This window comes from Pseudomonas sp. NPDC087358, assembly GCF_044900785.1.
GTDB lineage: Bacteria > Pseudomonadota > Gammaproteobacteria > Pseudomonadales > Pseudomonadaceae > Aquipseudomonas.
Genome location: NZ_JBJDOA010000003.1, coordinates 214,129 through 236,153, shown reverse-complemented (window position 1 = coordinate 236,153; position 22,025 = coordinate 214,129). Strand labels below are relative to the sequence as shown.

19 protein-coding genes and 1 pseudogene are annotated in these 22,025 nt (G+C 62.5%); 14 read left to right on the top strand and 6 right to left on the bottom strand.

The annotated features are described in order from the left end of the window. Nucleotides 1-950 precede the first annotated feature (950 nt). From ACI2KS_RS07900 to efeO (ACI2KS_RS07875), 6 genes are all read left to right on the top strand, one after another. Nucleotides 951-3,116 carry an outer membrane assembly lipoprotein YfiO gene (locus ACI2KS_RS07900; RefSeq protein WP_404618842.1) on the top strand — a complete coding sequence of 722 codons (2,166 nt, stop codon included), beginning with the start codon at nt 951-953 and terminating at the stop codon, nt 3,114-3,116. Between the two features lie 34 nt (nt 3,117-3,150). Continuing rightward, nucleotides 3,151-3,855, top strand: coding sequence for a DUF3142 domain-containing protein (locus ACI2KS_RS07895; protein WP_404619483.1), 705 nt, complete (start codon nt 3,151-3,153; stop codon nt 3,853-3,855). 295 nt (nt 3,856-4,150) lie between these two features. Beyond that, complete coding sequence (efeU, locus tag ACI2KS_RS07890; protein WP_404618840.1) at nt 4,151-5,020, top strand: iron uptake transporter permease EfeU; 870 nt, start codon at nt 4,151-4,153, stop codon at nt 5,018-5,020. An 8-nt stretch (nt 5,021-5,028) separates the two neighbouring features. Then, nucleotides 5,029-6,240 carry an iron uptake system protein EfeO gene (gene efeO, locus ACI2KS_RS07885; RefSeq protein ID WP_404618838.1) on the top strand — a complete coding sequence of 404 codons (1,212 nt, stop codon included), beginning with the start codon at nt 5,029-5,031 and terminating at the stop codon, nt 6,238-6,240. A gap of 65 nt (nt 6,241-6,305) precedes the next feature. Beyond that, nucleotides 6,306-7,625 (top strand): iron uptake transporter deferrochelatase/peroxidase subunit, encoded by a 1,320-nt coding sequence (gene efeB / locus ACI2KS_RS07880; RefSeq protein ID WP_404618836.1) that lies wholly within the window; start codon nt 6,306-6,308, stop codon nt 7,623-7,625. 26 nt (nt 7,626-7,651) lie between these two features. Further along, complete coding sequence (gene efeO, locus ACI2KS_RS07875) at nt 7,652-8,476, top strand: iron uptake system protein EfeO (RefSeq protein ID WP_404618834.1); 825 nt, start codon at nt 7,652-7,654, stop codon at nt 8,474-8,476. Nucleotides 8,477-9,706: 1,230 nt separating this feature from the next. Here efeO (ACI2KS_RS07875) and ACI2KS_RS07870 read toward each other — a convergent pair. From ACI2KS_RS07870 to ACI2KS_RS07860, 3 genes are all read right to left on the bottom strand, one after another. Continuing rightward, complete coding sequence (locus ACI2KS_RS07870; RefSeq protein ID WP_404618832.1) at nt 9,707-10,477, bottom strand: molybdopterin-dependent oxidoreductase; 771 nt, start codon at nt 10,475-10,477, stop codon at nt 9,707-9,709. Beyond that, nucleotides 10,470-11,093, bottom strand: coding sequence for a cytochrome b/b6 domain-containing protein (locus ACI2KS_RS07865; RefSeq protein WP_404618830.1), 624 nt, complete (start codon nt 11,091-11,093; stop codon nt 10,470-10,472). Before ACI2KS_RS07865 ends, ACI2KS_RS07870 begins: the two co-directional genes overlap by 8 nt. Before the next feature lie 76 nt (nt 11,094-11,169). Continuing rightward, a complete protein-coding gene (locus ACI2KS_RS07860) occupies nt 11,170-11,775 on the bottom strand; it encodes a hypothetical protein (protein WP_404619481.1) in 606 nt (201 codons plus the stop codon). 313 nt (nt 11,776-12,088) lie between these two features. Between ACI2KS_RS07860 and ACI2KS_RS07855 the strand changes: the two genes are divergently transcribed. Together ACI2KS_RS07855 and ACI2KS_RS07850 are read left to right on the top strand one after the other, a co-directional pair. Then, nucleotides 12,089-12,784, top strand: coding sequence for a heavy metal response regulator transcription factor (locus ACI2KS_RS07855; protein WP_404619479.1), 696 nt, complete (start codon nt 12,089-12,091; stop codon nt 12,782-12,784). Beyond that, nucleotides 12,757-14,151, top strand: coding sequence for a heavy metal sensor histidine kinase (locus ACI2KS_RS07850; RefSeq protein ID WP_404618828.1), 1,395 nt, complete (start codon nt 12,757-12,759; stop codon nt 14,149-14,151). Before ACI2KS_RS07855 ends, ACI2KS_RS07850 begins: the two co-directional genes overlap by 28 nt. Nucleotides 14,152-14,290: 139 nt before the next feature. Here the strand turns inward: ACI2KS_RS07850 and ACI2KS_RS07845 are convergent, their stop codons facing one another. After that, nucleotides 14,291-14,959, bottom strand: coding sequence for a polysaccharide lyase family 7 protein (locus ACI2KS_RS07845; RefSeq protein ID WP_404618826.1), 669 nt, complete (start codon nt 14,957-14,959; stop codon nt 14,291-14,293). Between the two features lie 155 nt (nt 14,960-15,114). Then, nucleotides 15,115-15,408 (bottom strand): hypothetical protein, encoded by a 294-nt coding sequence (locus ACI2KS_RS07840; RefSeq protein ID WP_404618824.1) that lies wholly within the window; start codon nt 15,406-15,408, stop codon nt 15,115-15,117. A 128-nt stretch (nt 15,409-15,536) separates the two neighbouring features. On the opposite strand from ACI2KS_RS07840, the gene ACI2KS_RS07835 reads away from it, so the two are divergent. Genes ACI2KS_RS07835 through ACI2KS_RS07815 form a run of 5 tightly spaced genes read left to right on the top strand, consistent with a single transcriptional unit; the run spans nt 15,537 to nt 20,665 of the window. Beyond that, nucleotides 15,537-15,989 (top strand): MarR family winged helix-turn-helix transcriptional regulator, encoded by a 453-nt coding sequence (locus ACI2KS_RS07835; protein ID WP_404618822.1) that lies wholly within the window; start codon nt 15,537-15,539, stop codon nt 15,987-15,989. 5 nt (nt 15,990-15,994) lie between these two features. Continuing rightward, entirely contained in the window at nt 15,995-18,100 is a 2,106-nt protein-coding gene (locus tag ACI2KS_RS07830; protein ID WP_404619477.1) for an FUSC family protein, read from the top strand. Then, nucleotides 18,097-18,306, top strand: a complete 210-nt coding sequence (locus ACI2KS_RS07825) for a DUF1656 domain-containing protein (protein WP_404618820.1) — start codon at nt 18,097-18,099, stop codon at nt 18,304-18,306. The genes ACI2KS_RS07830 and ACI2KS_RS07825 overlap by 4 nt, the downstream gene beginning before the upstream one ends. Beyond that, nucleotides 18,303-19,223, top strand: coding sequence for an efflux RND transporter periplasmic adaptor subunit (locus ACI2KS_RS07820; RefSeq protein ID WP_404618818.1), 921 nt, complete (start codon nt 18,303-18,305; stop codon nt 19,221-19,223). The genes ACI2KS_RS07825 and ACI2KS_RS07820 overlap by 4 nt, the downstream gene beginning before the upstream one ends. Further along, the gene (locus ACI2KS_RS07815) at nt 19,220-20,665 is read left to right on the top strand and encodes an efflux transporter outer membrane subunit (RefSeq protein WP_404618816.1); all 1,446 of its coding nucleotides are present in this window, start codon (nt 19,220-19,222) and stop codon (nt 20,663-20,665) included. The genes ACI2KS_RS07820 and ACI2KS_RS07815 overlap by 4 nt, the downstream gene beginning before the upstream one ends. On the opposite strand, the gene ACI2KS_RS07810 is transcribed toward ACI2KS_RS07815, so the two are convergent. Next, nucleotides 20,650-20,868, bottom strand: coding sequence for a hypothetical protein (locus tag ACI2KS_RS07810; protein WP_404618814.1), 219 nt, complete (start codon nt 20,866-20,868; stop codon nt 20,650-20,652). The two genes, ACI2KS_RS07815 and ACI2KS_RS07810, sit on opposite strands and share 16 nt — an antisense overlap. 169 nt (nt 20,869-21,037) lie before the next feature. Between ACI2KS_RS07810 and ACI2KS_RS07805 the strand changes: the two are divergent. After that, nucleotides 21,038-21,870: pseudogene (locus tag ACI2KS_RS07805) on the top strand (aldo/keto reductase). Nucleotides 21,871-22,025: the final 155 nt, after the last annotated feature.

The window sequence follows — 22,025 nt, the reverse complement described above, 5'->3', positions numbered from 1 at the left end:
GCCAGATCGCGAGCAAGCTTGCTCCTACGCCCTTCGGGCAGAATCAAACACGGGCGCCACACTCATCGTGCTTCGGCCCGCAGAGGGCCCTTCTGGCAGTATCAAAAGCACTCGCCGCACCCATCGTGCCTCGCTCCGCAGAGGGCTCTTCTGGCAGTATCAAAAGCACTCGCCGCACCCAGTGCTTCGGCCCGGAGGGCGTGGGAGCCTGGCTTGCCGGCGATCTGCCGGGCACCGGCAGTAAGATCAGACGCCCCGGCCGTGTCAGGTGAATCCCATTTGCAGGATTGGCTGCCGCTTCGCGCCAGATCGCGAGCAAGCTTGCTCCTACGCCCTTCGGGCAGAATCAAAAACACTCGCCGCACCTCAGTGCTTCGGCCCGCAGAGGGCCCTTCTGGCAGCATCAAAAGCACTCGCCGCACCCCAGTGCTTCGGCCCGAAGGCCGTGGGAGATTCTATGGTTTCAGACAAGCTCCTCAAGCAGCTTTGGACTATTGCGCCGCTTGCTTTTGATTCTGGCCGCAGGCCGTGGGAGCTTGGCTTGCCAGCGATCTGCCGGGCACCGGCAGTAGAGTCAGACGGCGCGGCGGGTCAGGTGCATCGCGTCAACAGGCTTTGCTGGCGCTTCGCGCCAGATCGTCGGCAAGCCAACTCCCACGCCCTCCGGGCAGAAGCGGGTGGACATCTGAGGGCCTCCGGGCAGAAGCGGGTGGACATCTGACGGCCTGCGGGCAGAAGCAATCCACCCCCTTGCGCCTCCTGCTTTTGATTCTGGCCGAAGGCCGTGGGAGCCGTATCCGTCGACCCGGCGCGCACACCGGAGCATGTGGCGCGGCGCCTGCAAGGCGGGCGAGCAATCATCAATGTGCCACCCGTTCGAACTTCTGAAACACCCTGTATCATTCGTCGCGATTCACCCTCCTCCTACGTAGCGAAATCAAGGATTGTTCATGCGTATCCGCTCCCTGACTCCACTTGCAATGATCATTGGCGCGGCTGTCTGCAGCCCGGCGCAGGCCAGCAGTGACGACTCCTGCTACCCCACCTGGTCGCTGCTGCGCGACTCGCTGGATGTCTGCAACAACCTGGCCTTCATCAACCCCGGCAACGACAGTCGGGTAAACCTGCGTCTGTTGCTGGCCGACCGCAACGCGCTGGCGCTCAAGCCCAATGCGCTGACCGAGGATGAGATTGCCCAGGGTTATGGTCCGGTGCCGTTCGCCGTGACGCGGCTGGTGGAGGGGGTGGTCGAGGGCGATGAAAGCGAAGAGTCCGGCGCCGCGGCGCTTAGCGGTCTGCTGCAAAAGCTCGGGATCAAGCGCGAGACTTCCGACAGCGCCGGGCAGGCGTTCCTGGAAGGCGAAGGCAGCCGTTGCCGCAGTAACCGCGACGACAGCGCTGCCCAGTTCATCGGGCAACTGCTCGACACCCCCTCGCTGTCGGACGCCGAGCGTCAGGCCTTGGCGCGCAGTCGCGTGCAACTGCTCGATGGCTGCACCTGGGAAGGCGAAAAACAGGCCGGGCTGCTGCCAGCCGAGATTCAGTCCGCCGATGGCAAGGCCTTCGTTACCTACTTGCAAGCGGCCTCGGACTTCTACAGCGGTCGCTTCGCCGCTGCCCAGACCGGCTTCGCCAGCCTGAGCGAGAGCCCCCAGCCATGGCTCAGGCAAACCGCGCTCTACATGGTCGCCCGCACCCGGCTCAACGATGCGCAGAAGGAGGCGTTCGACGAGTACGGCACGCTCAAGGAGGGGCTCGACCCGGCGCCGTTCGCCAGCGTCGCGCAAGCGTTCGAGCAGTACCTTGGCGCTTACCCCGAAGGCACCTACGCGCGCTCGGCCAAGGGTCTGTTGCGCAGGGTCCACTGGCTGTCGAAGGACACCGCCAGGCTCGCCCAGGACTACGACTTCCAGCTGACCGAAGCCGGTGACCTGCAGCGCAACCTGAGCATGGACGATCTGATCCAGGAGACCGACAACAAACTGCTGATGAGCATGGGCCATGGCGCGCCATCGGCTTTGCTCACCGCCACCAGCGACCTGATGCTGATGCGTGCCGACGCCCAGCCCAGACTGACCCGCGACACGCTGCTGGCGCAGCAGGCTATCTTCGCCAGTGACCCGGCGATGTTCGATTATCTGCAGGCGGTACTGGACGTCTATCTGGACCGCAATCCGGCCGCGGCGCTGAAACGGTTGCCCAGCGAGCTGCCGGCCAGGCTCGACTATTTCGCCTTCAGCCAGCAAACCCTGCGTGGCCTGGCACTGGAGGCGAGTGGAAATCTGCCCGCCGCCCAGACGCTGTGGCTCAACCTGCTGCCACTGGCCCGCCAGCCGCTGCAACGCGAACAGTTGGAGCTGGCGCTGGCGATGAACTACGAGCGCAGCGGGCAACTGGCCAAAGTGTTCGCCAGCGATTCCCCGATCCACTCGGCCCAGGTGCGTCTGATCCTGCTCGACAAAGTGGCCGATGCGCCTTTGTTGCGTCAGCAGATAGCCCAGGGTATCAGCGACAACGAGAAGGCCACCGCACAGTTCGTGCTGCTTTACAAAGAGCTGCTGCACCGCCAGTACGCCGCCTTTGCAGAGGACCTCAAGGCGCTGCCGGAACAGCCCGACGCCGGCAAACTGGGCACCAGCCTGGGCTACGTCTACGGCGACGGGCAAAGCGTGCAGCTGTTTCGCTGGAACGGCGCCAAGGCCGACTCGAGCTACGCCTGCCCTGGCATCGTCGAGATCGCGGCGCTGCTTCAGGCCAACGGCAAGGATCCCAAGGGCCTGAATTGCCTGGGCGAATTCATCCTGCGCAACGGCCTGGACAGCATGCCGCTGGATCAACGCCCTGCCGCGCCGCAACTGGCCAGCAGCGAGCCGGGGTTCAAGGGCGATCTGTTCTCAAGGCTCGACGGCTATCAGACGGTCATCGCCGACCCCCAGGCCGGGCGTGATGACAAGGCGTATGCGCTGTTCCGGGCGATCAACTGTTATGCACCGTCCGGCTACAACAGCTGCGGCGGCAAGGACGCTGCGCAATCGGTGCGCAAGGGTTGGTTCAAGCAGTTGAAGACCGCTTATGGCACCACGACCTGGGGCAAGTCCCTGCAGTACTACTGGTGATGCGCCGCGAGATAAAGGCGTGCTGATCAAGGCGCTGCTGCGTTGCGCTCTGGCCTGGCTGCTCTGCACCGGGCCGGCCTGGGCGACGGTGGATGCCCGGGACCACGATGCGTTCTGGCTGTGGAGTGGCGTGGCCTCGCAACCGGTCCTGGATCAGGCAAAAACCCTGTATGTGCTGCAAGGCCAGATCACTGCTGCGCGCAGTGATCGGCAAAGGGTCGCCCTCATCGCCCAGGGCATGAGCGTTGGCCGCCTGCCGCAACAGGATCTGTGGATCGTCTACCGCGCCCACACCCTGCGCTGGCCCGAGCCGGTGTACAAGCAAGTGCTTGGTCAACTGCAGCGCTGGCGCCAGGCCGGTAATGCAGTGACCGGCATCCAGATCGACTTCGACGCCCGCACCCGCTATCTACAGGACTACGTGGCGTTCCTCGAAGACCTGCGCCAACGTCTGCCAGCAGCCTGCAAGCTGAGCATTACCGGCTTGATGGACTGGAGCAGCCACGCCGACCCGCAGGCCCTCGAGCAGCTCAAAGGCGTGGTGGATGAGGTCGTGGTGCAGACCTACCAGGGTCGACGCAGCATCCCGGATTACGCCGCCTACCTGCCGCGCATGAGTCGGCTGGGATTGCCATTCAAGATCGGGCTGATTCAGGGCGGGGAATGGACTGCGCCGGACTACCTGCAGCGCAGTCCGTGGTTTCGGGGGTATGTGGTGTTCCTGAGGAACGGGCTGTGAAGCACGCTTCCACCTGCCGGCTGCCTTAATACCCGGCCGCACCGTGCCAAGTGGCTGGGCGTCTGCTATTGCGATGACTTCCTGCGCGCTCGCGGGACAAACCAGCCTCGCGCAGAGATCGAGGCTCAGGCATATGGCTGAACGCCACCTGAACACCTGCACAAATCCCGGACTTTGCAAAAAAAACGGTATCCGCATTCAATAATGAGTATCATTATGTTACACATTGGCTGAATGCGAATGGCTTTACAACGCGTTCACGCCGCACACCCTATCAGATTTACACCGGTGATAAATGCTCGTTCCTTTTTTGATCATGTTGCGCGAAGGGATTGAAGCCGCGCTTATCGTTGGCATCATTGCCAGTTACCTGAGACAGACCGGACGCGGCGAGTGGATGCCAGCCGTCTGGATCGGCGTTTTCCTCGCAGCGGCCCTGGCGCTGTTCGTCGGCGGCGGGCTGGAGATGGTCAGCGCCGAATTCCCGCAGAAGCAGCAGGAATTGTTCGAAGGCCTGGTCGGTCTGCTGGCGGTCGTGATTCTCAGCTCCATGGTGGTGTGGATGCGCAAGGTCGCGCGTTCGGTCAAACATGACCTGCACCAATCGCTGGATGCCGCCCTTGCCGGTTCGAAAAACCAGACCTACGCCCTGATTGGCATGGTGTTCTTCGCCGTGGCTCGGGAAAGCCTTGAAACCGTGTTTTTCCTGCTGGCGGTGTTCCAGCAAAGCGAAGGCGCGTCCGGCCCGCTGGGCGCGCTGCTGGGCCTGATCATCGCGGTGTGCATCGGGGTGGCCATCTACAAAGGCAGCCTGCGCCTGAACCTGAGCCTGTTCTTCCGCTACACCGGCCTGTTCATCCTCGTGGTGGCGGCGGGCATTCTGGCCAACTCCGTGCGGTCGCTGCACGAAGCCGGCGTCTGGAATCACTTCCAGGACGTGGTCTTCGACATCAGCCCGATCCTGCCGATGGACGGCCCGACCGGCACGGTGCTGGCCGGCATGTTCGGCTATCAGGACGCGCCGAGCGTCAGCGTGCTGGTGGCCTACCTGGCTTACCTGATCTTCGCCTTGGTCCTGTTCTTCAAGCCCGCGGCGAAGGTGGTGAGTCTGCCCACCCGCCCGGCGCATGAACACGGCCACTCTTCTTCAGTTACGAACAAATAAGGGCAACCATGACCAGCAGTCCCACCGGCCTTCCTCCACAGAAAGCCAAGCCTACACGTGCCCTGCAATTGGCTGTCGCTGGCTCGGTGATTCTGATGATCGCCGCAGGCGCCATGTTCTACTACGCCTCCCAGGCCGCGCACACAAAACGCATCGCCAACAGCGGGAACGAAACCGTGGTGACCATCCACGCCAAGAGCTGCGAGCCGAACGCGATCACCGTGCCGGCCGGCAAGAATGCCTTTCGCATCGTCAACGCCTCCGAACGTGCCGTGGAGTGGGAAATCCTCGACGGCGTGCTGGTGGTCGAGGAGCGTGAAAACATCGTTCCGGGCCTGAGCCAGATCATCAATGCCAACCTGCTGCCAGGCGACTACGCGATCACCTGCGGGCTGCTGAGCAACCCGCGCGGCACTCTGCACGTGACGCCGACCGCTGAATCGGACGCTGCCGCCAAGGCCCGTCCTTCGATGGTGGCGTTCATCGGTCCGCTGTCCGAATACCGCGTCTACCTGAGCACGCAGAGCAGCGCCCTGATCCGTGCCGTCAACGACCTGCAGCAAGCCATCGAAAGCGCCGATCTGGCCGCCGCCCAGCGCGCCTATACCCCGGCCCGCGCCGCTTACCAGCGCATCGCCCCGGCCGCGCAGCGTCTGGCGGAGCTGGACAACGGCATCAACGCCCGTGCCGACTACTTCGAAAAACGCGAGCAGGACCCAGGCTTCAGCGGTTTCCACCGCATCGAATTCGGCCTGTTCTCGCACAAGTCGGTGGACGGCCTGGCCCCTGTGGTGCAGAAGCTGCAAACCGACATTGCCTCGCTCAAACAGCAACTGCTGGCCCAGACCATTGCCCCGGAACAACTGGCAAGCATGGTGGTGCGCAACATGCGCAGCCTGGCCGACATCCGCAGCAACGGCGAAGAAGAACGCTACAGCCATGTCGACGTCGCCGGCTTCGCTGCCAACCTGGAAGGCACGCGCAAGGTCATCGAACTGCTGCGACCGCTGCTGGCCAAGACGTCCGGGGAGCTGCTGAAGAGGATCGACAACGCCACCACAGCGCTGGACGACCAGTTGCTGATGCTCAAGACCGATGACGGCTTCAAAGCGTATGACCAGGTCAGCACCGAACAAAGAAGACAAATCGCAGACAAGGCCAAGGCGCTGGCCGATGCCCTCGATGGAATCGACCCGGCCCTTGGCCTTACCGGCCTGTAAGCGTGCCCTGGCGGGTGCCTGACGCATCCGCCCGGCCCTGAAACCCGAGCGAAGAACACATTCAAATGAAAGATTCAGATCCAGCCAACGCCCCTGTTTCCGTCCAGCGCCGCCGTGTCCTGATGGGCCTGGGTGCCGCTGGCGCTGCCATCGCCGGCGCCAGCCTGAGCGCCAATGCCTTGGCCGCCCCTGCCCCGGCGCAAGTGACCGAAGCGCCGAAAAGCGACAAGACTCAGGACCACAACGAGTTCCACGGCCTGCATCAGAGCGGCATCGTCACGCCGCGCCCGAGCGCCGGGATGATGGTTTCCTTCGACGTGCTGGCCCAGGACCGCGAAGACCTCGAGCGCCTGTTCCGCACCCTGAACGAGCGCATTGCGTTCCTGATGACCGGCGGCGCGGTGCCGCAGGTCGATCCCAAATTGCCGCCGGTGGATTCCGGGATCCTTGGCCCGGTGGTCACCCCGGACAACCTGACCATCACCGTCTCGGTCGGTGACTCGCTGTTCGACGAGCGCTTTGGCCTGGAAGGCGTCAAACCCAAGCGCCTGCAACGCATGGTCGGTTTCCCCAACGACGCGCTGGAAGCCGATTGCTGCCACGGCGACCTGAGCATTCAGTTCTGCTCCAACGCCCCGGACAGCAACATTCACGCCCTGCGCGACATCGTCAAAAACCTGCCTGACCTGCTGCTGGTGCGCTGGAAACAGGAAGGCACCGTGCCGGCCCAGGCGCCGCTCAAGCCAGGTCAGACGCCGGAAAGCGCGCGCAACTTCCTGGGTTTCCGCGACGGTTCGGCCAACCCTGATTCGAACAACCAGAAAGCCATGAACGAGCTGGTCTGGGTGCAACCGGGCAGCGATGAACCCACCTGGGCTGCCAATGGCAGCTATCAGGCGGTGCGCATCATCCGCAACTTCGTCGAACGCTGGGACCGCACCCCGCTGCAGGAACAGGAAGCGATCTTCGGTCGGGTCAAGACCACCGGCGCGCCGATGGATGGCAAGACCGAGACCGACGTGCCGGATTACCACAAGGATCCGCAAGGCAAGGTCACCAAGATGGACGCGCACATCCGTCTGGCCAACCCGCGTACCGCAGAAAGCCAGCGCAACCTGATCCTGCGCCGTCCGTTCAATTACTCCAACGGGGTCAACAAGAACGGTCAGCTGGACATGGGTCTGCTGTTCATCTGCTACCAGTCGGACCTGGAAAAAGGCTTCATCACCGTTCAGACCCGCCTCAATGGCGAGCCGCTGGAGGAATACCTCAAGCCGATCGGTGGCGGGTACTTCTTCACCCTGCCAGGCGTGGTCGACAGTAACGATTACATCGGCCGGTCCCTGCTGGCTGCTGCCTCTGCTGTAAAAACAAAAACTGCCTGACAACCCTTACCTCACAGGAAGAGCTCATGAAAAAGTCGCCTCTCGCGTTGTTGCTTACCCTTGGCTTGTTGCAGACCCCGATGTCCGTGTTCGCGGCAACCGCACCGCTGGATCTGGTAACGCCGGTTTCGGACTACAAGATCTACGTCACCGAAAACGTCGACAAACTGGTCGCCGACACAACGAAGTTCACCGACGCCATCAACAAAGGCGACCTGGCGACGGCCAAGAAGCTGTACCCGACCACCCGCGTGGCCTATGAGTCCATCGAGCCGATTGCCGAACTGTTCAGCGACCTGGACGCCTCGATCGACTCCCGTGTAGACGACCACGAGAAAGGCGTTGACGCCGAAGACTTCACCGGCTTCCACCGTCTGGAGCACGCCCTGTTCGCGAACAACACCACCAAGGATCAAAGCGTCTTTGCTGACAAGCTGCTGGCTGACGTCAAGGACCTGCAAGCGCGTATTGCCGGCCTGACCTTCCCGCCAGAGAAAGTGGTTGGCGGTGCGGCTGCCCTGCTTGAGGAAGTTGCTGCGACCAAGATCTCCGGTGAAGAAGACCGTTACAGCCACACCGACCTGTATGACTTCCAGGGCAACGTAGACGGCGCGAAGAAAATCGTCGATCTGTTCAAGCCGCAACTGGAAAAGTCTGACAAGGCGTTCGTGGCCAAGGTCGACAAAAACTTCGCCACCGTGGACAAGATCCTGGCCAAGTACAAAACCAAGGATGGCGGTTTCGAGACTTACGACAAAGTCAAAGAAAACGACCGCAAGGCCCTGACCGGCCCGGTCAACACCCTGGCTGAAGACCTGTCGCAAATGCGTGGCAAACTCGGTCTGAACTGAGTTTCGGATGCAATGAAGAGCCCGCCTGCCGAGTGATCGTCAGGCGGGCTTCTTTTTTGTTTTGTTGTGGCGCTGGGTTCGGGTGCATATCCGTTGTCGGCTGGCTCGCCTAGAATTTGTCCTGACGGCCAAACTGTTTCGCCTTCGGCGAGTTACTTGAAAAGACCCCAAGTAACCAAGGGTCCTGGCTCCCTGTGCGGCCCCTCCTGCGTCGGGGTTCCCTCGCGCAGGCATTGCTCCGGGGGCACGCCGCCATCCGCCATCCATGGCGGGGGGCGGCTAGCGCGACATCCATGTCGCGCTGTCCCCTACGCAATACCTGCGCTCGGCCTTCCAAAGTCGCAATTTGTGGCGTTCACCCCATCTCGGCATGCCACGAAGTCGCAATTTTGATCGTTCCCACGCTCCGCGTGGTAACGCAGCAATCGACCCCGGCATTCCCACGCGGAGCGTGGGGGACGATCAGACAGCCATGCATGCCTTTTGAGGCCCTGTGCACGCCTGCTTTTGCCTTTGCTTTCGCCTTTCTAACGCGACAGTCCAGACACCACACATCGCGACTTGGGTGCAGGCTGAACGCAGGCGGCGCGTAGTGGGCCGAGCGGCATGGATGCCGCGAGAGCGCCGTCAGGACAGGGATGTCCGTTCGGCGCGGGCCCACGGAGCGTCGCCGGAGTGAGGGAACTCCGACGAAGGAGGAGCCCAACCAGGAGCAAAGGCCCTTGGTTACTTGGGGCTTTTCCAAGTCACTCGCCGAAGGCGAAACGCTTCTGCCCTCAGGCAGAACCAAAAACCCGCGCCAAACCCCGCTGCCGATATACCGCATTCCCACGCGGAGCGTGGGGACGATCAGACAGCCATGCATGCCTTTTGAGGCCCTGTGCACGCCCGCTTTTGCCTTTGCTTTTGCCTTGCTATCGCAACAGTCCAGACACCACACATCGCGACTTGGGTGCAGGCTGAACGCAGGTGGCGCGCAGTGGGCCGAGCGGCATGGATGCCGCGAGAGCGCCGTCAGGACAGGGATGTCCGTTCGGCGCGGGCCCACGGAGCGACGCCGGAGTGAGGGAACTCCGACGAAGGAGGAGCCGAACCCGGAGCAAAGGCCCTTGGTGACTTGGGGCTTTTCCAAGTCACTCGCCGAAGGCGAAACGATCTGCCGTTAGGCAGACCTGAAATCAGCGCCACCAGAAATAACGGATATACACCCAATCCCGATGCCCGATCGCCTCAAATCCCACTAAACCAGTTGTACCCCTGATCCTCCCAATACCCTCCCGGATAATCGTTGCTGACGAAAATCTCGACGATGTGCTTGGGGTTCTTGAAGCCGAGCTTGGTCGGCACCCTGACCCGCAACGGATAGCCATAATCGGGCGGCAAGGCGACCTCGCCGAAGTCCAGCGCCAGCAGGGTTTGCGGGTGCAGCGCGGTGGGCATGTCCAGGCTTGAGTAATAGCGATCGGCGCATTTGAAACCGACGAATTTCGCCGACGTGTCGGCGCCCACGTGCTCCAGGAACGTCTTGAGCGGCACCCCGCCCCACTGCCCTATCGCACTCCAGCCCTCGACGCAGATCAGCCGCGTGATGTCGCTGCGTTGCGGCAGCTTGCGCAGGCCGTCCAGGGTCCACGGCGCCTTGTCGCGCACCAGGCCCGAGACGCCGAGCTTCCAGTCGGCAACGTCGAGGTCCGGGATGTCGTCCTCGGCATAGAACGCATTGAATGGAAACGGATTGCGGATCTGTTCCTTGCTGAACGTCGGCGCCAGCTTCTGCCCGCTGAACAGCCAGGCCTGCACCCGGTCGTTCCATCGCGACATGCTCCACAGCACCTTGTCCACCTGATCGCCATCCTGCAGGTTGCAGCCGCTGAGCATGGCCATGGCACCGACGGTCAGACCGCCCCTGAGGAAATGCCGACGCTGAAGGTTTTCCAGCTGGGTCTGCTGCGCCGGTTCCAGCTTGATGCGCTGGATCGCGCGTTTGTTAGGTTCAATCATGCTCGACCTTCCCGCTTTCAACCGCACGTGTGCCGCCGGTAATCATCGGCAACAGGGTTTTGGGCACCATCAACACCAGCGCCAGATGCACCACGACAAAGGCACCAATGGCCGCCATCGCGCCGAAATGCACGAAGCGGGCGAAGTCATAACCGCCGAACAAGGCAGTCAGTTCCTGCAACTGAACAGGTTTCCAGATGGCCAGGCCCGAGACCACGATCAGCACGCCTGCGGCCAGCACCAGCCAGTACATCAACCGCTGTACGGCGTTGTACACGCCCTTCTCGTGCTTGAGGCGAAAACGCAGCGCGTCACTCAGGTCGCGCTTGACCGCCCTGGCCGTCACGGGCAGAAAGTCACGCTTGAAGTGCCGACTCAACAGGCCGTACAGCACGTAGATCAGGCCGTTGATCACTAGCAGCCACATCACCGCGAAATGCCAGGCCAGCGCACCGCCCAACCAGCCACCGAGGGTGAGGTCACGCGGGAACGAGAAACGGAACAGCGGCGATGCGTTGTAGATCGCCCAGCCGCTCATGAACATGCAGACCATGCCCAAGGCGTTGATCCAGTGAGTCAGGCGAACGGGCCATGGATGAATACTGGTTTTTTTCATTTTTCAAGGCTCATTACGGCGGTGATACGCCTGTAGCAGTCCGGCCGGACTGCTACAGATGAACTCAACCCGATCGTTACATCGGCGGCTGGAAACCATCCTTGCCAACCGCTACACCACGGGCGGTCTTGCCGTCTTCAGCCGGGAACACCACCACCTTGGCGCCCTTGACCAGCTCATCGACCTTGCCAGCCTGAACGTAGGCGATCGGCACGTCCTGGGGGACGACCAGCTGCTTCTCGCCGCCCTTGTAGCTGACGCTCAGGGTGCGGCCATTGGCATTGGTCAGCTTGCCCACGGTGCCGTTGGTCATGGTGCCGGTGCTGCCGTCGGCGTTCTGCCAGCCATAGTGCCCTTCGCCGCTGCCTTTGAGGCTGGCTTCGAACACGGTCACTTCCAGCGCCTTGAGCGTGCCGTCAGCCTGAGGCGTGGCGGCCGAGCCGATGAAACTGTCCGACTTGATCGACTCGATGTCGGTCTTGGACACCAGGCGCACGCCCGTCTTGTCGGTCAGGGCGATGCTCTGATGAGCGCCGGCGCGGGTGGTGAAATTCAAGGTGTTGTTCTCGACGCTGTCGACCGTGCCACGCAATGGTTTGACCACCGGCATGTCGGCCGCCGAGGCCATGACGGCAGCGCTGAGCATGAGCAGGCCAAAGGTACTGGACAGTGCAGTCTTCATCTTCATGTGAGGATCCCTGGTGATTGGATGAGCAGATGTTGCCGTTTGGAATGACGACCATCCTGTACCTGCAACCGGCACCGCACAATGACCGGCCGATTACATTTTTGTCATTCGCGCCGATGACCGCGGCGAGGCCGCCTCAATGACAAAAATGTAACCGTGCCCAGCTCAGCAGTTGGTTACACTGCCCACTCGACGCGGGGTGCAGGCGCATCCCCTGCCCTGTTTACGGCGTCATGCCCCACCCCTTCACCTCTTGATCCCACGTGTCGGCCACGCTGCCAACGACATGAAGCGAGTCCGAGCCACGATGCACATCCTGCTGATCGAAGACGACACCAAGACCGGCGAGTACCTGAAGAAGGGCCTCAGCGAGTCCGGTTACAAGGTCGACTGGACCCAGCACGGCACCGACGGCCTGCACATGGCGCTGGAACATGCCTACGATCTGCTGGTGCTGGACGTCATGCTGCCGGGCATCGATGGCTACCAGATCATCGAAATCCTGCGCGCGAAACAGGACGTGCCGGTGCTGTTTCTCACCGCCCGCGACCAGTTGCAGGATCGTATTCGCGGTCTGGAACTGGGTGCCGACGACTATCTGGTCAAACCGTTTTCCTTTACCGAACTGCTGCTGCGCATCCGCACCATCCTGCGCCGTGGCGTGGTGCGCGAGGCCGATCACTTTCATCTGGCCGATCTTGAGCTTGACCTGCTGCGGCGTCGGGTAACCCGCCAGCAGCAAGTCATCACCCTGACCAACAAGGAGTTCGCCCTGCTGCACCTGTTCGTGCGCCGCGAAGGCGACGTGCTGTCCCGCGCGCAGATCGCCTCGGAAGTCTGGGACATGAACTTCGACAGCGACACCAACGTGGTCGACGTGGCGATCAAGCGCCTGCGCAGCAAGGTCGACCTGCCCTACCCGGTCAAGCTGATCCATACCGTGCGCGGCATCGGTTACGTCTGTGAGGTGCGGCCATGCGAGCCCGACGCCAGCCATCCCTGACCCTGCGCTCGACCCTGGCGTTTGCGGTGGTGGCCATGCTGGCGGTGTCCAGCGCCGGCATGTACCTGTACGAAACCATGAAAGCTTCGGTGATGACCCGCAGCGATCATGCGGTGCTGGCACGCCTCGATCACTTTCGCAAATTGCTGCAGTACGACCTGACCCTGGACACTTTGCGCGGCAGTCCGCAGCTGTTCGAGAACATGCTCGACAGCGAGGACGACATCTTCATCATCGCCGAGCCCGGCAAGCCGCCGGTGATCATGGTCAATCCATTGCATGCGCCGCTGCCCGAGATGCCGGTGGTCGCAGCCAACCGCCCGTTGGCCGCCGCCGACCTGCGCAGCGGCGAGGTCGACCCGGGCGTACCCTTGCGTGCCGCCACCGTGGAAGCGATTTCCGGCGGCAAGGTGGTGCATCTGACGGCCGCGCATCTGGCGGTCAAGGAAATGGCGACACTGGCCGGCTTTCGCAATCGCATCCTCTTCGCCGTGGCCCTGGCCTTCGTGTTGACGGCGTTGCTGGGTTACCTGCTGCTGCGGCGTGGCTTGCGCCCGCTGCGCAGAATGGCCGATCACGCCACGGCCATCACCCCGGCCCGCCTGGACAGCCGCATGGACAGCAGCGATACCCCCGTTGAGCTGCAGCAGTTGAGCGAGGCCTACAACGCCATGCTCGATCGCCTGGCCGACGGCTATCAGCGCCTGACTCAATTCTCCGCCGATCTGGCCCACGAGATCCGCACGCCGGTTGGCTCGTTGATGGGTCATTGCCAGGTGGCATTGCGTCAGCCGCGCACCGCCGATGAATACCAGATGCTGTTGGCGTCCAATCTCGAAGAGCTGGAACGTATTTCGCGGATGGTCGAAAGCATCCTGTTTCTGGCACGCGCAGACGACGCCCAGGCTGCGCTGAATCTTCAGTCGCTGGATCTGGCTGAGGAACTGCAGCGCGTGACCGGTTATTTCGAAGGACTGGCAGAAGAGCGGCAGATGAGCCTGAACAGCCAGGGCGACGGCCAGCTGAAGGCTGACCCGCTATTGTTGCGCAGGGCGTTGAGTAATCTGGTGGCCAATGCGATTCGTTATGCCGACGAAGGCAGCGCCATCGACATTCGCGTGGAGACGGCAAGCGGGCAATGCCGCATCGAAGTGGAAAATCAGGGGCCGACCCTGAGCGAATCGACCCTGGCCAAACTGTTCGACCGCTTTTATCGCGGCGACGCTTCGCGCCATCAGAGTTCCGACTCCAATGGCCTGGGCCTGGCGATTGTCGCGGCGATCATGCAGTTTCATGGCGGTGAAGTGACGGCGAGCCAGCCGGTGCCAGGCACAATCCGTTTTACCCTCGCCTTCCCCGCCAGCTGATACTTCAGGGCCATGCCCTGACCCTGTAGGAGCCTGCTTGCTGGCCAAAGCGGTGTGTCAGCAGACAGTGATGCATCTGCCCACTGCGTTCGCCAGCAAGCCGGCTGCTACAGGATCGTGTTCGCCGCAAAACGCCGTTTCATGCCTTTTTGTCGTGAGAAATCTGCAGCTTGTAGAACGTCGCCGCGCCGCCTTCGGTGGCGTAGCCGGTGTTGTCCTGGGTGTACACCCCTGCCTTGAAGTACAGCTGCTTGCCGTTCCAGGTCGGGTCCAGCTTGGCCGTCCACTGCATGTCGTGGGCATTGACCGTCAGGCTGCCCGTTGGCGTCAGGTGGATGGTGTAGGTGAAGCGCTCCTTGAGCAGCACACCGGTGGCGATCTGGATCACCGCAGGCTCGGACGTCGGCGTCACCCGAAACTTGGCGACGATGTTGCCGTTCTGGGTCTTTTCCTTGTACTGGTACTCAAGCTTGATCAACGGCTCGGTGCTGCCATAGCAGTGGATCTGGCCGATGACGATCTTGCCGGACGACGGCACCTGATCCACGGTCAGCGCGGCGCGCAGGAAATTGTCTGCCTGGGTGTAAGTCCAGTTATGAACCGCGCCGTTGGCGTAGGTTTCGCGCAGCTCGGTGCGCGGGTAGATGGCGTTGTCGGTGCGCGACCCCGTCACAGGGGCCCAGAAAAACAACGTGTCGCCGGAGCGGAAGTAACCATCCTGGTAACCGGCGATCAGTTTGGGGGTGTCGATGGTGACTGCAGGGATACCTACAGGTTCGGATAGATTCCAGCTGGCAAGGTCGATCACGTAGCGCTCATGGGTGCGCAGCGCGCACCAGCAAAGGGATGTGTCTGGAACGGGCCTTGAGGCCAGTTCCCTGTCGCCTTTGCTATCGGCTGAATCGGTTGTTCATGAAGCCGACCAGACAGTCAAGAAACCGCCGAACTTACCCCGAAAAACGCTTATGCCACTATTGCGACATCACCGGATTCAAACGGCTGATTGAGCGCTTTTTGATCAACACGCCGAATTCCGGGGACGTCGATCCCGCCTGTATCCGCCATTTTTTTGGATGGCACTGAAAGCAAATTCGGAATTAAGTTCAGAAAATGGCGAAAAGCCCGACAGACGGTATTAATTCTTTTCGTTTTTTCCGGGCCTTGAGCAACTTGGCTTGCCGGGGCAGCGATGTTGAGGACGTCTCCGCCGGCAAGCCGGACTGCTACGGGCATCTGCCGGCCGCAAATGGCACTCACCACTCATCCATTTTTCATTTGACGAAAAGTCTTTGTTACCGGATATTAATAGTTAGCAACCTAATAATACAGAGCCTAACCATTCACAGCCTAATCAACTCCTTTGTCGATAACCCAGTGGCACCTTCATGACTCTAGACTCACTGCAAATGCACATCACCGGCGGCGTGGTCGCGGCATCACGCCAATGGCGCCGGGTGTGCCAGACCACGTTGATGAACTACGGCGTGTCCGAAGCCTGTGCAGGCCCCTTGCTGATGATCGCGCGCATGGGGGAAGGTGTTCGCCAGGTCACCGTGGCCCAGGCCTGCGGACTGGAAAGTCCTTCGCTGGTGCGGCTGCTCGATCAACTGGGCAAGGCTAAACTGGTGCAGCGCACCGAGGACCCCACCGACCGCCGCGCCAAGTCGCTGAGCCTGACCGATGAAGGACGCGCGCTGGCCAACTCCATCGAGGACGAATTGATTCGCCTGCGCCGTGAGGTCTTTGGCACTGTCGATCCAGCCGATCTGGAAGCCACCCTGCGGGTGTTCAAGGCCATCGCCATGGCGACCCCGATGGCACCGGAGCTGTCGTCTTGAAAAGCATGTTTGGGCCAAACCTGTTCAAAGGTTTTTTCACCGGTGTTCCGCCGTCCCGTGACTGGTTCTACGGGGTGCGCACCTTCGCCGCATCAATGCTGGCGCTGTACATCGCGCTGATCATGGAGCTGCCGCGCCCCTATTGGGCGATGGCCACGGTGTACATCGTCTCCAGCCCCTTCGTCGCCCCCACCAGTTCCAAGGCGCTGTACCGCGCCGCCGGCACATTGCTGGGCGCCGCCGCGTCGGTGCTGGTGGTGCCGATGTTCGTGCAGACGCCGTTCTTGCTGGCGGTGGTCATCGCCCTGTGGACCGGCACCCTGCTTTATCTGTCGTTGCACCTGCGCACCGCCAACAGCTACGCGCTGATGCTGGCCGGCTACACCATGCCGCTGATCTCCTTTCCGGTGGTCGACAACCCGCAGGCGGTGTTCGACATCGCCGTCTCGCGGACCGAAGAGATCTTCCTGGGGATCGTCTGCGCCGCGGTGGTCGGTGCAATGTTCTTCCCGCGGCGTCTGGCCCCGGTGCTGGTCGACTCCATGGCCAAGTGGTTCAAGGACGCCTCGACCTACAGCGACCTGTTCCTGTCGCGCAGTGCCACGCCGGAAACGGTGGGCGCCTTGCGCACGGCCATGGTCGGCAACTTCAACACCCTGGAACTGATGATCGGCCAGCTGCCCCATGAAGGCGCCCACCGCCAGACCGTGCGCAATGCCAAGGAACTGCGCGGCCGGATGATCCATTTGCTGCCGGTGATCGATGCTTTGGACGACGCGCTGTGGGCCCTTGAGCGACGCACGCCGGAATTGGTGGCAGACCTCGCGCCGCTGCTGATCGAAACCCGCGACTGGGTGGAAAAAACCACCCAGGGCGCACCTATGCATTACTGGCAGGCCCTGCACGACGAACTCGAGCGCCTGCAGCCGACCCTGGCGCAGCTGGACGATCGTCGGCAATTGTTGCTGTCCAACGCGCTGTACCGCCTGGGTGAGTGGATCGATCTGTGGCAGGACTGCCGCAGCCTGCAATGCGCGATCGAGACCGATGACCATTCGCCGTGGCGTGCGGTGTACCGTCACTGGCGCCTGGGCCGCCTGTCGCCATTCCTCGACAAGGGCATGATGCTTTATTCGGTGGCCACTTCGGTGAGCGCCATCATTGTCGCCTCCACCTTGTGGATTCTGCTCGGCTGGCAGGACGGCGCCAGTGCCGTGGCGCTGGCGGCGGTGTCGTGCAGCTTCTTCGCCGCCATGGACGACCCTGCGCCGCAGATCTACCGGTTCTTCTTCTGGACCATGATGTCGGTGATCTTCGCCAGCCTCTATCTGTTCGTGGTGCTGCCCAATCTGCACGACTTCCCGATGCTGGTGCTGGCGTTCGCGGTGCCGTTCATTGTCGTCGGCACGCTGACCGTGCAGCCCAAGTTCTACCTGGGCACGCTGCTGACCATCGTCAACACCTCATCGTTCATCAGTATCCAGAGCGCGTACGACGCCGACTTCCTGAACTTCGTCAACGCCAACCTGGCCGGTCCCGCGGGTCTGGCCTTCGCCTTCGTCTGGACCTTGATCGTCAGGCCGTTCGGCACCGAGGTGGCGGCCCGGCGCCTGACCCGCTTCGCCTGGCGCGACATCGTGTCGCTGAGCGAGCAAGCGACCCTGGCCGAACACCGGCAGATGGGCGTGCGCATGCTCGACCGGTTGATGCAGCATCTGCCGCGCCTGGCGCTGACCGCGCAGGACACTGGCATCGCCCTGCGTGAAGTGCGGGTGTCGCTGAACATGCTGGATCTGCTGGCGTACATGCCGCGCGTCGATGCCGCACCGCGCCAGCTGCTGCGCCAGGTGACCACCGAGGTGGGCAACTATTTCCGCGCCTGCCTCAAGGCCCGGGAGCGTTTGCCTGCGCCCAAAGGTCTGTTGATGACCATGGACCGCGCGCGCCGCTCACTGACCTTTGACTGGATGGGCGACGACCCGTCGCGCCTGCACCTGCTGCATGCCCTGTCCGGCCTGCGCCTGGCGCTGCTGCCGGGTGTCGAGATCGTCGACGTGCAGGCCGAGCAGGAAGAACAACCGCCGTATGGCATTGATGGAGCGCCTCTGTGATCGGTGATCTGGACATCAGCGGGATTTTCCTGCCGACCTTTCTGGTGTTGATGGGCATCGCCTATGTGATTTTCCTGGTGGTTCACGCCGTGCTGTCGCGTGCCCACTTCTACCGCCTGGTCTGGCACCGGGCTTTGTTCAACGTCGGTCTATACGCTCTGCTGCTCGGCGCTGTGGATACCCTAAGTCGATATTTGATGAAATGAAAAAACCTCTACTGACGCTGGGCCGTGTGGTCCTGACCCTGCTGGTTGTCATCCTCGCCTCGATCGTGGTCTGGCGCATGGTGATGTATTACATGTACGCGCCCTGGACCCGTGACGGTCACATCCGTGCCGACGTGATCCAGATCGCGCCAGACGTTTCCGGGCTGATCCAGAAGGTCTCGGTGATCGACAACCAGGCCGTGAGCAAAGGCCAGGTGTTGTTCACCATCGATCAGGACCGCTTCCGCCTGGCCTTGCGTCAAGCCCAGGCCACCGTGGCCGAGCGCAAGGAGACCTGGGAACAGGCCCAGCGCGAGAACAAGCGTAACCGTGGCCTGGGCAACCTGGTCGCCCGCGAGCAACTGGAAGAAAGCCAGTCCAAGGAAGCCCGCGCGCTGTCGGCCTTGAACGAAGCGCAAGTGGCGGTGGACGCCGCGCAGCTGAACCTGGACCGCTCGGTGATTCGCAGCCCGGTGGACGGCTACCTCAACGACCGTGCGCCACGCGACCGCGAATTCGTCAGCGCCGGACGCCCGGTGTTGTCCCTGGTGGACAGCAACTCGTATCACATCGACGGCTACTTCGAAGAAACCAAGCTCGACGGTATTCACATAGGCTCGGCCGTGGACATCCGCGTGATCGGCGACAACGCCCGCCTGCGCGGCCACGTGGTGAGCATCGTCGCCGGTATCGAAGACCGCGACCGCAGCAGCGGCTCGAACCTGCTGCCCAACGTCAACCCGGCGTTCAGCTGGGTGCGTCTGGCGCAGCGGATTCCGGTGCGTATCGCCTTTGACGAAGTGCCTGCCGATTTCCGCATGATCGCCGGACGCACCGCCACGGTGTCGATCCTCGATGGCGACACGCTGGCGGCCCCCGCCGCCGAGCAGGCCGCTGACAAGGGAGCGACGAAATGAAACGCAGCGCACGCCTGCTCACGGCAGGCCTGGGCTTGTTGCTGTCGGCCTGTACCGTGGTCGGGCCGGATTACAACCTGCCCGACAAGGCGGCGGTCAATCGTCCGGATTTGCAGGGCGAACTGGCGGGTAGCTCGGCCAACGTGGTGTCTGCCCCGGTGCCTGCCGACTGGTGGCGTCTGTACAACGACCCCAAGCTCGACCAGCTGGTCGGTCAGGCGCTGATTTCCAGCACCGACCTGCGCGTGGCCGCCGCCAACCTGCAGCGCGCGCGCTTTCAGATGAACGAAGCGGACGCCGCCGGTGGCTTCACCAACTCCGCCAAGGCCGGCGCGCAGCGGCTGCAGGAGGCCGGCCAGGCGTACTTGCTGCCGGAAAAAGTCCCGGTCGCCAACGTCGGCGATGTCGGCCTGACCACCTCTTATCAGTTCGATCTGTTCGGCGTGCTGCAACGTGGCATCGAGGCCGCCCAGGCCAATGCCGATGCGACCCAGGCCGCGGCCGATACGGCACGCATTACCCTGGTCGCCGACGTGGTGCGTGCCTACACCCAGGTTTGCGCGGCCAACGAAGAACATGACATCGCCCTGCACTCGCTGGATCTGCAACAACAGAGCCTGACCCTGACCCAACGCCTGCGTGATGCCGGCCGGGGCGATGAGACTCAGGTAACGCGCTCGCAGACCCAGTTCAAATCCCTGCGCGCCGATCTGCCGCGCTATCGGGCCGCACGTGATGCCGGGCTGTATCGCCTGTCGATGTTGCTGGCCCGGCCGCTCGATCAGCTGCCCAAAGGCGTGGCCGAATGCGCCGAACTGCCGCACATCGCCCAGGTGATGCCGGTGGGTGACGGCGCCGCGCTGCTCAAGCGTCGTCCCGATGTACGTCAGGCGGAACGGCGTCTGGCAGTTTCCTCTGCGGCCATCGGCGTGGCCACTGGCGAGCTGTACCCGGACATCAGCATCGGCGCCACGGTCGGCACCGTCGGTATCCTCAAGGAGCTGGGCGAGCCGTCGACCAATCGCTGGGGTTTCGGCGGGGTGATCAACTGGACCATCCCGTCCAATGGCGCCCGCGCCCGGATCCACATGGCCGAAGCCTCGAATCAGGCAGCGCTGGCGCACTTCGACGGGGTGGTGCTCAACGCCATTCGTGAAGCCCAGACCGGTCTGTCGCAATACACCGCGTTGCTGGAGCGTCGCGATGCCCTGGCCGATACCGAGGAATCGGCCAAACAGGCCGCCGACCAGACTCACCGCTTCTTCATGGCCGGTCGTGAGTCATTCCTGGCCGACCTGCAGGCGACCCGCACCTACACCGATGTGACCGCGCAGCTGGCGGCGGCCAATACCCAGGTTGCCATGGGCCAGATCGATCTATTCCTGGCGTTGGGTGGGGGTTGGGAGAATGCTCGCCAGGCAGCTTCTCAGCCTGAGAAATAGCTCAGTTTTTGATTCTGCGGAAAGGCTGATGGCGGCCGTCCGCCGTTCTCTTTTGATTCTGCCGGCAGGCCGGGGTAGTCCAGCTTGCCGACGATCTGCCGGGAACCGGCAGTAAACCCCAAGAACGCGGTTGGCCTGACACGATTGCGGCGCGCGGTTTTACGACTGCTGCGCAGCACATCGTCGGCAATGTGCAGCACCACCCCGGCGAACTCCCACGCCCCCCGGGCAGAAGCAAACCCCTGCAACGCTCACGATCCGTGCTTGGCGCATCAAGCGCACCGCTCGCAACTGCTTATTGAATTGAACCCCCGCCCGCCAACGCTGCCTCACCTGTCTATAGACACAATCATCCCCGGCAGGAGTTCCCCCATGCGCACGCTTGAACTGGCTGGTAAAACCGTCCCCGTCATCGGCCAGGGCACCTGGCGCATGGGTGAAGACTATCTTCAGAGCAAAGCCGAGGTGTCGGCCTTGCAACGAGGCATCGAGATGGGCCTGACGCTGATCGACACTGCCGAGATGTATGGCGAAGGGGGCGCCGAAGAAGTGGTCGGTCAGGCGATCGCCGGGCAACGCGACAATGTCGTGCTGGTGAGCAAGGTCTATCCGCACAACGCCAGCCGCAAAGGCATCCTGAGGCCTGTGAGCGCAGTTTGCAACGCATGAAAACCGATTACATCGATCTCTACCTGCTGCACTGGCCGGGCTCCCATCCGCTTGAACAGACCGTCGAGGCGTTCGAAGCGCTGCGCAAGGCCGGCAAGATCGGCCGTTGGGGCGTTTCGAACTTCGATGTCTCGGACATGGATGAGCTCAACACGCTGGCGCAGGGCAGCGCCTGCGCCACCAATCAGGTGCTCTACAACCCTCAGGAGCGCGGCGTCGAATTCGACTTGTTGCCATGGATGGAAAACGCCCGGATGCCGCTTATGGCTTATTGCCCCATCGGCCAGGCCGGCGATCTGTTGACGAACCCGGCGATGATCGAGGTCGCTAGACGTCACAACGTCACCGCCGCGCAAATCAGCCTGGCCTGGGTGCTGCGCCAGGACGGGGTGATCGCGATTCCCAAGGCGGTGGACCCGCACCATCTGCAACTGAACGCCGCAGCCATCGCCATCGAGCTGACCAGCGACGACGAGCGCTTGATCGACGCCTCGTTCCCGGCGCCGTCGCGCAAGATGCGTCTGGCGATGGTGTAATGAACCGCAATCCCTGTAGGCGTGAGCTTGCTCGCGATTCGGGTCTGTCTGAGATTCAGGTTCTGGCTGACCGACAGGCTTCGCGAGCAAGCTCACTGCTACAGGGTGATGCGTAGCTTGCCGATACAAATCGTCACAAAACTGTCAAAACCGCT

Bases quoted from the DNA above. Each gene is read 5' to 3' on its own strand.
- ACI2KS_RS07815 (WP_404618816.1), top strand. From the start codon at position 19,220: ATGAAACGCAGCGCACGCCTGCTCACGGCAGGCCTGGGCTTGTTGCTG.
- ACI2KS_RS07865 (WP_404618830.1), bottom strand. From the start codon at position 11,093: ATGAAAAAAACCAGTATTCATCCATGGCCCGTTCGCCTGACTCACTGG.
- efeB (WP_404618836.1), top strand. From the start codon at position 6,306: ATGAAAGATTCAGATCCAGCCAACGCCCCTGTTTCCGTCCAGCGCCGC.
- ACI2KS_RS07830 (WP_404619477.1), top strand. From the start codon at position 15,995: ATGTTTGGGCCAAACCTGTTCAAAGGTTTTTTCACCGGTGTTCCGCCG.
- ACI2KS_RS07860 (WP_404619481.1), bottom strand. From the start codon at position 11,775: ATGAAGACTGCACTGTCCAGTACCTTTGGCCTGCTCATGCTCAGCGCT.
- efeU (WP_404618840.1), top strand. From the start codon at position 4,151: ATGCTCGTTCCTTTTTTGATCATGTTGCGCGAAGGGATTGAAGCCGCG.
- ACI2KS_RS07850 (WP_404618828.1), top strand. From the start codon at position 12,757: ATGCGAGCCCGACGCCAGCCATCCCTGACCCTGCGCTCGACCCTGGCG.
- ACI2KS_RS07900 (WP_404618842.1), top strand. From the start codon at position 951: ATGCGTATCCGCTCCCTGACTCCACTTGCAATGATCATTGGCGCGGCT.
- ACI2KS_RS07870 (WP_404618832.1), bottom strand. From the start codon at position 10,477: ATGATTGAACCTAACAAACGCGCGATCCAGCGCATCAAGCTGGAACCG.
- ACI2KS_RS07820 (WP_404618818.1), top strand. From the start codon at position 18,303: ATGAAAAAACCTCTACTGACGCTGGGCCGTGTGGTCCTGACCCTGCTG.
- efeO (WP_404618838.1), top strand. From the start codon at position 5,029: ATGACCAGCAGTCCCACCGGCCTTCCTCCACAGAAAGCCAAGCCTACA.
- efeO (WP_404618834.1), top strand. From the start codon at position 7,652: ATGAAAAAGTCGCCTCTCGCGTTGTTGCTTACCCTTGGCTTGTTGCAG.
- ACI2KS_RS07855 (WP_404619479.1), top strand. From the start codon at position 12,089: ATGCACATCCTGCTGATCGAAGACGACACCAAGACCGGCGAGTACCTG.
- ACI2KS_RS07835 (WP_404618822.1), top strand. From the start codon at position 15,537: ATGACTCTAGACTCACTGCAAATGCACATCACCGGCGGCGTGGTCGCG.